This is a genomic window from Pseudomonas sp. PB3P13, assembly GCF_054897735.1.
In genome coordinates this window covers 3,780,126-3,794,134 of record NZ_CM142702.1, presented here as the reverse complement: position 1 = coordinate 3,794,134, position 14,009 = coordinate 3,780,126, and the positions used below count along the sequence as shown (strand labels likewise).

Sequence of the window (14,009 nt, the reverse complement as noted above, 5' to 3'; positions counted from 1 at the left end):
TCAAGGTTGCCAGTAATTTTTCTCGCCACTCAATTTCCTGTCGAGGAAACTCGCCGCGCTGATCAGCGCCAAATGCGTCAATGCCTGGGGCGTATTGCCCAGGTGCCGCGCGTGGCTGTCGAGTTCTTCGGCATAAAGCCCCAGAGGATTTGCATAGCGCAACAGTTGTTCAAATTCCAGGTGGGCTTTTTCCACTTGCCCGGCGCGGGCCAGGCATTCCACGTACCAGAACGAGCAAGCCGCAAATGCGCCTTCGGTGCCGGAGAGTCCATCGATACCGGCGTCTTCGTTGCGGTAGCGGTAAACCATGCCGTCGCGCACCAGGGTTTTCTCGATCGCCGCCAGCGTCGAGAGCCAGCGTGGATCCTTGGCACTGACGAAGCGCACCAGCGGCATCAGCAACATCGAGCCGTCCAGCGCGGTGCCGCCGATGTGCTGCACGAAATGCCCGCGCTCCTCGTCCCAGAAGTTGTCCCAGATATCGGCATAGATCGCCTGACGGGTTTCGTCCCAGCGCGCAAAAGGGGCGGGCAGGGAGCGTTTGGACGCCAAACGAATCGCGCGATCCAGTGCCACCCAGCACATCAGTCGCGAATGCAGAAAGTGATGCTGCTCGCCGCGCATTTCCCAGATACCGACGTCCTTCTGATCCCAGGTGCGGCAGACTTCGTCAACCACTTCCACGGCATGCTTCCACCCTTCGTGAGAGATGGCATCGCCGTATTTATTGACCAGATACACCGCGTCCATCAGCTCGCCGAAAATATCCAGCTGCACCTGATCGTAAGCACCATTGCCGATGCGTACGGGCGTTGCCCCGCCATGGCCGGCGAAGTGCGAGAGCTCGGTTTCCGGAAGCTTCTGCCGCCCGTCAACGGCGTACAGGATATTCAATTTGACCGGCTTGCCCTGGCAGTCGCTCACCCGCCCGCGCAGCCAGCGCATGTAATCGTTGGCTTCCTGAACGAAGCCTAGACGCATGAACGCGTAAACCGTGAACGACGCGTCGCGGATCCAGGTGTAGCGGTAATCCCAGTTGCGTTCACCGCCTGGCGTTTCCGGCAGGCCGAAGGTTGCCGCCGCCAGGATCGCACCGTGTTTTCGCGAGGTCAGCAGCTTCAGGGCAAGGGCCGAGCGGGTGACCATTTCACGCCAGCGACCGCGGTAGTTGGATTGCCCGGCCCAGTCGCGCCAGAACTTCAACGTGCGCTCCATGCACAGCGCGGCGGCGCCCTCCTGGAAGCGTGGGTCATCGATACCGCCCAACAGGAATTGCGCGGTCTGATCCTGGCTCAGGGTGAACTCCGCGATGGCGGAATTGGCGTCGACGGACAAACTCTGATCGGACATCAAGCGTAAGGAGGGTTGGCCGTCGGCCTCGAACACCACGTCTTCTGCATCCGCCCGGGTACGGGTGTCGGCACGGGCATAATCAAGGCGCACGGCGCAACGCATGTGAAACGTTGCTCGACCACTGACCACGCGAACCTTGCGCATCAGCACGGGCAGATCGTCTTCGCTGTCACCGATCGGCAGCAGGTCGGTGACTTCGACCACCGCGTGCGCACTCAGCCAACGGGTTTGCAGCACATTGGTATCGGGCAGGTAAATCTGCTCGCGACGGGCATCCGGCAGGTCCGGTGCCAACTGGAAAATCCCCGCTTCGGGCGTGTCGAGCAGCGAGCAGAAGATCGACGGGCTGTCGAATTCCGGCCAACAGAAAAAATCCACGCTGCCCCTGTCATTGACCAGTGCGGCGCTGCGCATGTCGCCGATGATGCCGTGGGCAGCAATGGCGCTTTGTCGTTCGGAATGATGATCAGCCATTGCCGCGAAACTCCGGATAGAGGCTCATGCCGCCGTCGATGAAGAGGGTGGTGCCGACGATGTAATCGGAGGCGTCCGAGGCGAGAAAGACCACCGCGTTAGCGACATCCTCGACGTCGCCGACACGCCCGTAGGGAATGAGTTTGAGCAATTCGTCTTCAGCGACGTCGCGATTGATGGCCGTGCGAATCGCTCCCGGTGCTATGCCATTGATGCGGATACGCTGATGGCTGACCTCCTGAGCCAGGGTCTGCATCAAAAGATCCACGCCGCCCTTGGAGGCCGCGTAGTTGACGTGCCCGGCCCAGGGAATGCGCTGATGCACCGAGCTCATGTGGATGATTTTGCCGGCGGCGCGGGACACGTCTTCACGCACCCCTTGCCGATTGAAAATTCGTAACGCGGCGCGGGCGCAGAGAAACTGGCCGGTGAGGTTGACGTTGATCACCGCGTTCCAGTCAGCGAGCGTCATGTCCACGGCCGGGGCATCTTTTTGCAATCCGGAATTGGCCACCAGAATGTCCAGCGAACCGAACGCCTCGAGGGTCTGAGCGAACAGCCGCTCGACCTCATCTTCCCTGGAGACATCGGCTCCGATGGCGATGGCGCGACCGCCATCAGCGTTGATCTGCCGGGTCAGTTCTTCAGCGGGAGCGGCCTGGGAATGGTAGTTGATCACCACGGCGGCTCCGGCAGCGGCGAGCGCCTTGGCGACACCGGCACCGATGCCGGAACTTGCGCCCGTGATCAGCGCAACTTGTTGCTCGAGGGAAATCTGCATAAGCGATCTGCGCCTTCAGGTTGGGGCCTCATCAGATGACTGGTCGATGCCGTGCAGAGTTCACTTGGCATCGGCGCCGGGGCTTTCACATTCAACCAACAATTGGACCCTTCCCCCGACCCCGAGCCTTATGGCAACGTGCAGGCCCCTGACGAGACCCGCACACCATGGCCAACCCCTACCGCGAATTATTCAAAGCTCCCGGCAGCCGAGCGTTCGTGCTGGCCGGCATGATCGCACGCATGCCGATTTCGATGACCGGCATCGGCCTGATCACCATGCTCGCGCAACTTCAGGGTGGCTATGGATTGGCGGGTGCGGTGGCGGCGACCTTTGCTTTGGCCACCGCCTTCTGCGCGCCGCAGGTTTCCCGTCTGGTGGACCGTTTCGGCCAGCGGCGGATTTTACCGGTGGCAGCGCTGGTCGGCGGTGGGGCGTTGTTGATGGTGCTGATTTGCACGCGCTTGCAAGCGCCGCACTGGACCTTGTTCGCGTTCGCTGCGCTCGCCGGTTGCATGCCGAGCATGTCGGCGATGGTGCGGGCACGCTGGACCGAGATCTATCGGGGCCAGCCGCAATTGCAGACGGCCTATGCGCTGGAGTCGGTGCTCGACGAGCTGTGTTTCATCATCGGACCGCCGTTGTCTGTGGGGTTGTGCGTGGTGGCGTTTCCCGAGGCCGGGCCGTTGGCCGCCTTGTTGATGCTGGCGATCGGGGTCACGGCGTTCGTCCTGCAGCGTAATACCGAACCGGCGATTCATCCCCATGAAGAACTCCACCAGGGTTCGATCATCCGCTCCAGCAAGATTCAGTTACTGGTGCTTCTGATGGTCGCCCTGGGCACCATTGTTGGAGTCATCGACGTGGTCAGCGTGGCGTTCGCTCAGCATCAGGGCCAACCGGCGGCGGCGAGTATCGTGTTGTCGGTGTACGCCATCGGTTCATGCCTGGCCGGGCTGGCGTTTGGCGCGCTGCGCTCGAAAGTGCCACTGCCGCGGTTATTCCTTTACGGCGGCGTGGGCACGGCGATCACCACGTTGCCGTTGTTGCTGGCGAGCAATATTTTCGGACTTTCGATGGCAGTGTTCGTTGCGGGTCTGTTCTTCGCGCCAACCCTGATTGTGGCGATGGCGCTGGTCGAGCAGATCGTGCCGCCGGCCAAACTCACTGAAGGCCTGACGTGGCTGGTGACCGGATTGAGTATCGGTGTGGCGATTGGCGCGGCCAGTTCCGGTTGGCTGGTGGATGCCTACGGCGCGCGCAGCGGGTTCTGGGTGGCGATTGCGGCAGGGCTGGTGATACTTGTATCGGCCATTCAAAGCTATCGCCATCTCAAATGAGCGTTGCCCGCAAAGGCGCCGTCACCGTCGACTAATTCCCTTGGGCGCTCATCCGTTTTCTTTACAGACAACTTTTCGAGGTAAGCCCGGTGACCCAGCTGACATTGCTGTGCCTGCCCTATTCGGGCGCGAGCGCCATGGTCTACAGTCGCTGGCGGCGCAAAGTCCCGGAGTGGCTCAACGTGCAGCCGGTGGAACTGCCGGGGCGCGGCGCGCGCTTTGGCGAGCCTTTGCACACCGATATGCGCCGCCTGGCGATGCAACTTGCGCAAGAACAGAAAGCCACACTTAACGCTCCGTATGCGCTGTTCGGCCACAGTCTCGGTGCTTTGCTGGCCTGCGAAATGGCTCATGCCTTTCGCTCGCTGGGTTGTTCGGAACCGGTCGCGCTGTTCGCTTCGGGCACGGCCGCGCCGACCATGCGGACGGATTATGACCAAGGTTTTGCCAATCCTAAAACCGATGCCGAGCTGATCGAGCAACTGCGCACCCTCAATGGCACCCGCGAAGAAGTGTTGGCTAACGAAGAGCTGATGAACCTGACGCTGCCGATTCTGCGTGCGGATTTCCTGCTGTGCGGCCGTTTCGAGCCGACCCGGCGTCCGCTGCTGAAATGCCCGGTGCACGTGCTCGGCGGCAAGGCCGATCGCGCGACCACCGAGCAGTTGATCGGCTGGAGCAGGGAAACCCACGGCAGTTTTTCGGTGGACATGCTGGCGGGCGGTCACTTCTTCATTCATGAGCACGAAGCCAAAGTGTTGCGGGTGATCAAGGATCAGCTGCAAGTGCATCATCGGCGGCACACCGTGTCCGCTACTGCCTGACACTGTCAAATGTGGGAGCGCCAACCTGACATCCCCCGTTTCGCTTCTGCGCTGACACTTATTCCCATTCGCTAATTTTTCCGGTCTGCATTCGTTTTATAGGGACGACGATGCCTTTGTGCTTCCCGCCACTGATCCGGATGCCTGGAAATGAATGCTGAAGACTCCTTGAAACTTGCTCGCCGGTTTATCGGGTTGCCCCTGGAAAAGCGCCAGATGTTCCTTGCGGCGTTGCAGAAGGAAGGCATTGATTTTGCCCGGTTCCCCATTCCTGCCGGCGTCGAAGCCCAGGATCGTCAGGCGCTGTCGTACGCCCAGCACCGCATGTGGTTTCTCTGGCAACTGGACACGCAAAGTGGCGCTTACAACCTGCCGGGCGCGGTGCGTCTGACCGGGCGGTTGAATCTGTCTGCGCTGGAGCAGGCCTTCGCCAGCCTCGTGGAGCGTCACGAAACCCTGCGCACGGTGTTCCAGCGCCAGGCCGACGACACTTTGCGGCAAGTGCCGACCAGCCCGCCGTTGGTCATCGAGCAGGTGGACTTCAGCGCGTGGCCGAGCACTGAGCGCCAACGCGCAGTGGCCCAGGCGGCAGAACAGCAATCGCTGTTGCCCTTCGATCTCTCCGTGGGTCCGTTGCTGCGCGTGACGTTGCTCAAGCTCGCCGATCAGGAACACGTTCTGCTGCTGACCCTGCACCACATCGTGTCCGACGGTTGGTCGATGAACGTGCTGATCGATGAATTCATCCGTTGCTACGACGCGTTCGACGCCGGTGCGCCACCGCAACTGGCTCCATTGCCGATCCAGTACAGCGACTACGCGTTGTGGCAGCGCCGCTGGCTGGAGGCGGGCGAACAGGCGCGTCAACTCGATTACTGGCAAGCCCGGCTTGGCGATGAGCACCCGGTGCTCGAACTGCCCACCGACCACTCGCGTCCGGCGATGCCGAGCTATCGGGGCACCCGCTACGAATTTGCCATCGACCCGCAACTGGCCGGGCAACTGCGTGCCACTGCGCAGAAGCACAACGTCACCCTGTTCATGCTGTTGCTCGGCGCATTCAACGTGTTGCTGTATCGCTACACTGGGCAAACCGACATCCGCGTCGGCGTGCCGATTGCCAACCGCAACCGAGCGGAAGTCGAAGGCCTGATCGGTTTCTTCGTCAACACTCAGGTGCTGCGCACACAGCTCGATGGCCAGACCCGTGTCGACGATTTGTTGCGCACCGTCAAGGACGCTGCCCTCGGTGCCCAGGCTCATCAGGACCTGCCGTTCGAGCGTCTGGTTGAAGCCCTGAAACTGGAGCGCACTCTCAGCCACACGCCATTGTTCCAGGTGATGTACAACCACCAGCCGCAGGTGGCGGACATGTCCGCCATCAGCACCGCTTCCGGCCTGGTATTGGGCGCGATCGAGTGGGAGGGGCGCACCACGCAGTTCGACCTGACCCTCGATACTTATGAAAAAGGCCACAAGTTGCACGCGGCGCTGACTTACGCCAACGATCTGTTCGAGGCCGCGACCATCGCGCGCATGGCGCAGCACTGGACGCAGTTGCTGCACGCAATAGTCGGCGATTCGCAGCAACGCATCGGTGATTTGCCGATGCTTGAAACAGCCGAGTATCAGCGCATCGTGCATCACTGGAGTCGTGCCGAAGGGAGCTTTCCGCAAAACCATTGCATTCATCAACTGATCAGCCTGCAAGTCGCGACCCGTCCGGACGCGTTGGCGGTGACCTTCGCCACTCAACAATTGACTTACACCGAACTCGATGTTCAGGCCAATCGCCTGGCCCACAAACTGATTGAGTTGGGTGTCGGCCCAGAAGTCCGGGTCGGCGTGGCCATGCAGCGTTCCGAGCACTTGCTGGTCGCGCTGCTCGCCGTGCTCAAGGCCGGTGGCGCCTACGTGCCGCTGGACCCGGATTACCCCGCCGAACGCATCGCCTACATGCTGCAAGACAGCCGCGCCCTGGTGCTGCTGAGCGAGCAAGCGGTCGCTGCGACGTTGACCGTGGCAGCCGAAACGCAAGTGCTCCTTTTGGACAACATGACGTGGACCGCTTACCCAGCCAGCGCGCCGACTACCCGCGTTACGCCCGGCAACCTCGCCTACGTGATCTACACCTCTGGCTCCACCGGCAAACCCAAAGGCGTGGCCATCACCCATCGCAACGTGGTAGCGCTGATCGACTGGTCGAAATCGGTCTACCGCCGCGAAGACATTCAAGGCGTGCTGGCCTCCACTTCGGTCTGTTTCGACCTGTCGGTGTGGGAGCTGTTTGTGACCCTGGCCAACGGCGGCTCGGTGATCATCGCCCGCAATGCTCTGGAGTTGCCGCAGTTGCCGGCCCGGGATCAAGTGCGCCTGATCAACACCGTGCCGTCGGCAATCAACGCGTTGCAGCGCGCCGGGCAGATCCCGCCGAGCGTGCGCATCATCAACCTCGCTGGTGAGCCGCTGAAGCAGAGCCTGGTGGAGGCGTTGTATCAGCAGCCAACCGTCGAGCACGTCTACGATTTGTATGGTCCTTCGGAAGACACCACCTATTCGACCTGGACCCGCCGCGAGGTCGATGGCCGCGCGAACATCGGCCGCCCGCTCAAGCACACCGCCAGTTATTTGCTGGATGCCGACCTGCAACCAGTGCCCCAAGGCGTGTGCGCCGAGTTGTACCTGGCGGGCGCGGGCATCACCCGCGGGTACCTCGCACGCCCGGGCATGACCGCTGAAAAATACGTGCCCAACCCTTTCGCCAGCACCGGCGAACGCCTGTATCGCACCGGCGATCTGACCCGTTATCAGGCCGACGGCAAGCTGCGATACGTCGGCCGCATCGACCATCAGGTCAAGGTCCGTGGCTTTCGTATCGAGCTGGGTGAAATCGAAGCGTGGCTGTTGCAGCAAGCGCCCGTGCGCGAACTGGCGGTGTTGGCGCAGGACGGCGTCAACGGGCAGCAACTGGTCGCGTACATCGTGCCGACCGATCCGGCGCTGGTCGAAGACAGCGAAGCGCAAGCCACGCTGCGTGAATGCCTGAAAGCGGCGCTGCGTCAGCATTTGCCGGACTACATGGTGCCGGCATTGCTGTTATTCCTCACGCAATTGCCGCTGACCCCCAACGGCAAACTGGATCGCAAGGCCTTGCCGGCGATTGACGGTTCGCAGCAACAACGTGAACACGTTGCACCGCGCACGGCCATGGAAAAAGCCCTCGCTGCCATCTGGCAGGGCGTGCTGGCCATCGACAACGTCGGTCTGGAAGACAACTTTTTCGAACTGGGCGGCGATTCCATCGTGGCCATGCAAGTGGTCAGCCGCGCTCGGCAGGCCGGAATCGTCTTGAGCCCCAAGGACCTGTTCCAGCACCAGGTCATACGCAGCCTTGCCCAGGCTGCCCGTAGTGATGATCAACCGTTGGTCGATCAAGGTCCGGCGAGCGGAGCGGTGGCGTTGGCGCCGGTGCAACAGTGGTTTTTTCAACAAGCGATTCCCGAGCGTCGGCACTGGAACCAGTCGCTGCTGCTGGTGCCGCGTGAGGCATTGAACGTCGAGGCGCTGGACCGTGCGTTGGAGCGATTGCTGACCCATCACGACAGCTTGCGCCTGCGCTATGAAGAAACGGCCGAAGGCTGGCAGCAAACCTACGCGGCGCCCACCACGCAGTCGGTGTTATGGCAGCGTCGGGCGCAGTCGGTCGAGGCACTCAATGCTGTGTGCGACGAGGCCCAACGCAGCCTCGATCTGCAAAGTGGCTCGTTGATCCGGGCCCTGCTGGTGGCGATGGCCGATGGCACGCAGCGTTTGCTGTTGGTCATCCATCACCTGGCGGTGGACGGCGTCTCCTGGCGTGTGCTGCTGGAAGATTTGCAACAGTTCTACAACGGCAGCGTGGCGATGGCGAAAACCAGCACTTATCAACGCTGGGTCGCTCGTCTGCAAGACCATCTTCCAGCGTTTGAAAAGAGCTTGCACCACTGGAAAACCCAACTGCGCGACGCACCGAAGGATTTGCCCTGCGACCGTCCGAACGGCGCACTGCAAAACCGCTTCGGACACAAACTCGAAATCAGGCTTGACGCCGGGCAAACCCGCAAACTGCTGCAACACGCCCCGGCGGCCTATCGCACCCGGGTCAACGATCTGCTGCTGACTGCGCTGGCACGCGCAGTTTGCCGCTGGAGCGGGCAGGGCAGCACACTGATTCAGCTCGAAGGGCATGGTCGCGAAGACCTGTTCGACGACATCGATTTGACCCGCACCGTCGGGTGGTTCACCAGCCTGTTTGCGGTCAACCTGATGCCGTCCACTGACCTCGGCGCGTCGATCAAGGCCATCAAGGAACAACTGCGTGCGGTGCCCGATAAGGGTATCGGTTTTGGCGCGCTGCGTTACTTCGGCACGCCAGCGATTCGCGCCGAACTGGCTGCATTGCCTGAACCGCGCATCACGTTCAATTACCTTGGGCAGTTTGACCGCCAGTTCGATGAGCGCTCGATGTTCGTGCCCTCCACCGAAGGCAGCGGCCTGGCCCAGGATGCCGCGGCGCCGTTGGCCAACTGGCTGACCGTCGAAGGTCAAGTCTACGGCGGTGAGTTGGCGCTGAGCTGGGGTTTCAGTCGCGAGATGTTCGACACCACGACCATCCAGCGTCTGGCTGACGATTACGCGCAAGAATTGAGCGCGCTGATCGATCATTGTTGCGCCCTCGAACACGCCCAGGCTACGCCCTCCGACTTCCCGCTGGCGCGCATCAGCCAGACGCAACTCGATGGATTGCCGGTGGCAGTCGCAACAGTTGAAGACCTTTACCCACTGTCGCCGATGCAGCAGGGCATGCTGTTCCACACCCTGTACGAACCCGAAGTCGGCGCCTACATCAGCCAATTGCGCCTGGACATTCACGGCCTTGACCCGCAGCGTTTCGCACAGGCTTGGCAGACCGCGCTGGAACGTCACGACATCCTGCGCAGCGGCTTCCACTGGCAAGGCCTCGACACCGCGCATCAGGCGATCGCCCGGCAGGTCGCGCTGCCGCTTGAAGTGCTTGAGGCCACCGACACCGACACGCTGGCCGGCACCGAACGCGCCCGGGGTTTTGAATTGGGCTGCGCGCCGCTGTTTCGCCTGAAGCTGGTGCGCACCGGCACCAGTGACTGGCACCTGATCTACACCAGCCATCACATAGTGATGGACGGCTGGAGCAACGCGCAGTTGCTCGCCGAAGTCATCCGGCACTACACCGTCGGCCAGTCGCTACCGGCGCCGGCCGGGCAATACCGTGATTATTCGCAGTGGTTGCAGCAGCAGTCGGCCGTCGCGGGCGAACAATTCTGGAAAGCCGCATTGGCACCGCTGCAAGCGCCGACGTTATTGGCCGAAGCCTTGCGACCGCCGGTGGGCGCCGAAGGCAGCGAGCAATACCGTGTGGCCCTCGACCGCCGCGCAACCCGGCGTCTTTGCGAATTCGCCCGTCAACAGAAAGTCACCCTCAACACCGTGATGCAAGCCGCGTGGAGCCTGTTGCTGCATCGCTACACTGGCCAGGATTGCGTAGTGTTCGGGGCCACGGTGGCGGGTCGTTCGGCACCGTTGCCGGGGATCGAAGAGCAACTGGGGCTGTTCATCAACACGCTGCCGCTGGTTTGCGCCTTACAGCCCGATTGCACCGTCAGCCAATGGCTGGGCGACTTGCAAGGGTTGAACCTGGCCATGCGTGAGTTCGAGCATGTGCCGCTTTACGACATTCAGGGTTGGGCGGGGCAGCAGGGTTCGGCGCTGTTCGACAGCCTGCTGGTGTTCGAAAACTTCCCGGTGGCCGAAGCGTTGAAACAGGGCGCACCGGCCGGGTTGTCGTTCGCCAACCTGCACAACCACGAACGCACCCACTATCCGTTGACCCTGGGCATCGAACTGGGCGAAGGCCTGAGCCTGGACTTCAGCTACGACGCGGCGCGGTTCAGTGCGGCTCAGGTCGCTGAGCTGTCGGCTAATTTGCAGCACCTGTTGATGCAACTGGTGGCGCAGCCGGACGCCGCGCTGGGCGGGCTGGAACTGCTCGACGTCGACGGTCAAAACGCGCTGCTCGCGATCTGCCAAGCGCCAACGATGGCGTTATCCACATCGGCTGCGGTCCACGAACGAATTGCCGCTCAGGCTGCTGCGACCCCACAAGCGCTGGCGTTACAGGTTGACGGTCAGTCGCTGAGCTACGCGCAGTTGAACCGCCAGGCCAACCGCCTGGCCCATCGTCTGATTGCCAATGGTGCCGGTCCGGGCAAGCGTGTCGGTCTGGCGCTGCAGCGTGGCCCTCAGCTGATAATCAGCCTGCTGGCGGTGCTTAAAAGTGGTGCTGCGTACGTGCCTCTTGATCCGAAATACCCGACCGAACGCCTGACCTACATGATCCATGACAGCCGTCTCGACGTGCTGCTGTGCGAAACCGGTCTGCTGGAAGATGTCCGAGGCGTGCTGCGACTGAGCCTCGACGACAGCGCTGGCTACTGCGAGACCAATCCGCCAAACCCCGCGGTCGCCGACGATCTGGCCTACATCATCTACACCTCTGGTTCCACCGGCCAACCCAAAGGCGTGGCCATCACCCATGCCGCGTTGCGCGAGTTCTGCCAGGTAGCCGTCGACTATTCGGTGCTGTCGGCGTCGGACCGCGTATTGCAGTTCGCGACCTTCAGCTTCGACGGGTTCGTCGAACAGTGCTTCCCGGCGCTGTGCGTCGGCGCAGCGTTGATCATGCGTGGCGATGACGTATGGGACGCCGGACGTCTGGGCGCCGAAATCGTCCGGCACGGCGTAACCGTGGCGGACTTGCCGGCGGCGTACTGGTACTTGCTGGCCCGTGAATGCGCGAGCGGCGTGGTCAGCAGTCTGGGTGCTCTGCGCCAGGTTCACGTGGGCGGCGAAGCGATGTCAGTCGAGGGTCTGCGCTTGTGGCATCAGGCAGGCTTGAGACCTGTGCGACTGCTCAACACCTACGGCCCGACAGAAGCGAGCGTGGTGTCCAGCGTGCATGAGTGCCGTCTCGAAGACGCCAGCGATGCGTACGGCATTCCGATCGGTCGCGCCATCGCCGGTCGTGCGCTGTATGTGCTGGACCCGGCGGGTCAATTGCTGCCGTCCGGCGGCGTTGGCGAACTGTGCATTGGCGCCCCGGCCGGCCTCGCTCAGAGCTACTGCGACCGCCCGGCGCTGACCGCCGAACGTTTCCTGCCAGACCCGTTTGCCCGGGAGCCCGGCGCGCGTTTGTACCGCAGCGGCGATTTGGCGCGCTACAACGCCGAAGGGCATCTGGAATACGTCGGCCGTATCGACCATCAAGTGAAGATTCGCGGTTTTCGCATCGAAACGGGCGAGATCGAAGCCTGCCTGCAAGCCCACGAAGCCGTGCGCGAGGCGGCGGTCATTGCTCAGGACGGCACGCAACTGGTGGCGTACATCGTGGCCGGTAGCGGGGTGGTTTGCGAGAACGACTATCTGGAAGGCCTCAAAGCCGTCCTGCGTCAGTCGCTGCCGGAATACATGGTGCCTAATCACCTGATCCTGCTGTCGCAATTGCCCCTCAACAACAACGGCAAACTGGATCGCCGGGCCTTGCCGCGCGCTGAAGCCAGCGATGCCCGGCGTGACTTCGTGGCCCCGGCGGAAGGGCTGGAAACGCAACTGGCCCTGATCTGGCAGGACGTGTTGCAGGTAGAGCGAGTCGGGCGCAACGATAACTTCTTCGAGCTGGGCGGCCACTCGTTGCTGGTGCTGCAAGTGATCTCGCGGGTGCGTCAGCAGTTGCAGCTCGAACTGTCGGTGAGCAGCCTTTTCTCCGCCGCGAACCTGGCGCAATTTGCCGTGCGTGCAGCGCAGGCGCATGTCAGCGGACAACCGATCCTGCAACGTGCGCCGGCCGATCAGCCGCCAGTTCTGTCGTACGCGCAACAGCGCCAATGGATTCTCTGGCAGTTGGCTCCGCAAAGCCCGGCCTACAACATTCCCGCCGCGTTGCGCCTCAAAGGCTCGCTGAATCGCGAAGCCCTGCGTGAGGCTTTCGCCCAGTTGCAGGCCCGTCACCAGACCCTGCGCACGACGTTCGAACAGGAGGGCCAGCACGGGCGTCCGGTGCTGCACGACAATATGGCGCTGCATCTGGAGCAGCGCAGGCTCGATCAGGTGTCGGTCGCCACGGCGGTGGCTGAAGAAATCGCCCGTCCATTCGATTTGCGCAGCGGTCCGCTGTGGCGCGTGTTGGTCCTGCAAGTGAACACCGACGAACACGTGCTGGTGCTGACCGTGCACCACATCGCCGCCGATGGCTGGTCGATGCAGGTCATGGTCGATGAGTTCAGCGAGCTGTATCAGGCGAGCGTTGAAGGGCGTGCTGCCGGTTTGGCTCGCCTGCCGGTGAACTACAGCGACTATGCCCGTTGGCAGCGCGACTGGCTGGAGGCAGGCGAGGGCGCCCGCCAATTGACATGGTGGCGCGAGCACTTGGCCGGCAGCCAGGCGCCGCTTGAATTGCCGAGTGAACTGACCCGTCCGGCCCGTCGCACCGAACGCGGTGCCAGCCTGACGCTCAATGTGGATCGCGACTTGCTCGCCGGTCTGCGTCAATGCGCCCAAGCGCAACAAGTGACCCTGTTCATGCTGTTGCTGGCGAGTTTCCAGACCTTGTTGCATCGCCACAGCGGCCGGTCGAGCATCAGCATCGGCGTACCGAGCGCCGGTCGTTCGCGGCTGGAAACCGAAGGCCTGATCGGCTTCTTTATCAACACTCAAGTGCTGCGCGCCGAGATCGATGGGCAGCAGCCGTTCAGTGCTTTGCTGCAACAGGTCAAGCAGATTGCCTTGGGCGCACACGCGAATCAGGACCTGCCGTTCGAGCAGTTGGTCGAGGCCTTGCAGCCGGACCGCAGCCTGAATCACAGCCCATTGTTCCAGGTGCTCTACAACCATCAGCAACGGCTGGGCGCCAGTGTCGAGCGCACGGTTGCAGACTTGAACGTCGAGCGTCTGCACTGGCAGCAACACACCACGCAATTCGATCTGGTGCTCGATACTCAAGAGCAAGGCGAAGCGCTGGATGCCAGCCTGACCTACGCCACCGATCTGTACGACGAGGCGTCGATGCAGCGCTTTGCCGAGCAGTGGCTGAACCTGCTGCGCGCGGTGGTCAGCGATCCACAGCAACGCGTCGCCGAACTGCCTCTCATTCACCGGTCGCAGCAA

At 62.4% G+C, this 14,009-nt stretch carries 4 protein-coding genes and 1 pseudogene; 3 read left to right on the top strand and 2 right to left on the bottom strand.

The window, feature by feature from the left end:
• Nucleotides 1-1,827 (bottom strand): glycoside hydrolase family 15 protein, encoded by a 1,827-nt coding sequence (locus tag ACYZT1_RS17350; protein ID WP_462015905.1) that lies wholly within the window; start codon nt 1,825-1,827, stop codon nt 1-3.
• A complete protein-coding gene (locus ACYZT1_RS17345; RefSeq protein WP_462015904.1) occupies nt 1,820-2,608 on the bottom strand; it encodes an SDR family oxidoreductase in 789 nt (262 codons plus the stop codon). The genes ACYZT1_RS17350 and ACYZT1_RS17345 overlap by 8 nt, the downstream gene beginning before the upstream one ends.
• 167 nt (nt 2,609-2,775) lie before the next feature.
• On the opposite strand from ACYZT1_RS17345, the gene ACYZT1_RS17340 reads away from it, so the two are divergent.
• The 3 genes and pseudogenes from ACYZT1_RS17340 to ACYZT1_RS17330 form a co-directional block, all read left to right on the top strand.
• A complete protein-coding gene (locus tag ACYZT1_RS17340) occupies nt 2,776-3,948 on the top strand; it encodes an MFS transporter (RefSeq protein WP_462015903.1) in 1,173 nt (390 codons plus the stop codon).
• A gap of 89 nt (nt 3,949-4,037) precedes the next feature.
• Nucleotides 4,038-4,772: a thioesterase II family protein gene (locus tag ACYZT1_RS17335; RefSeq protein WP_462015902.1), complete on the top strand. Its 735-nt coding sequence runs from the start codon at nt 4,038-4,040 to the stop codon at nt 4,770-4,772.
• Nucleotides 4,773-4,922: 150 nt separating this feature from the next.
• Nucleotides 4,923-14,009 (top strand): annotated as a pseudogene (locus ACYZT1_RS17330) (amino acid adenylation domain-containing protein); the annotation flags it as partial.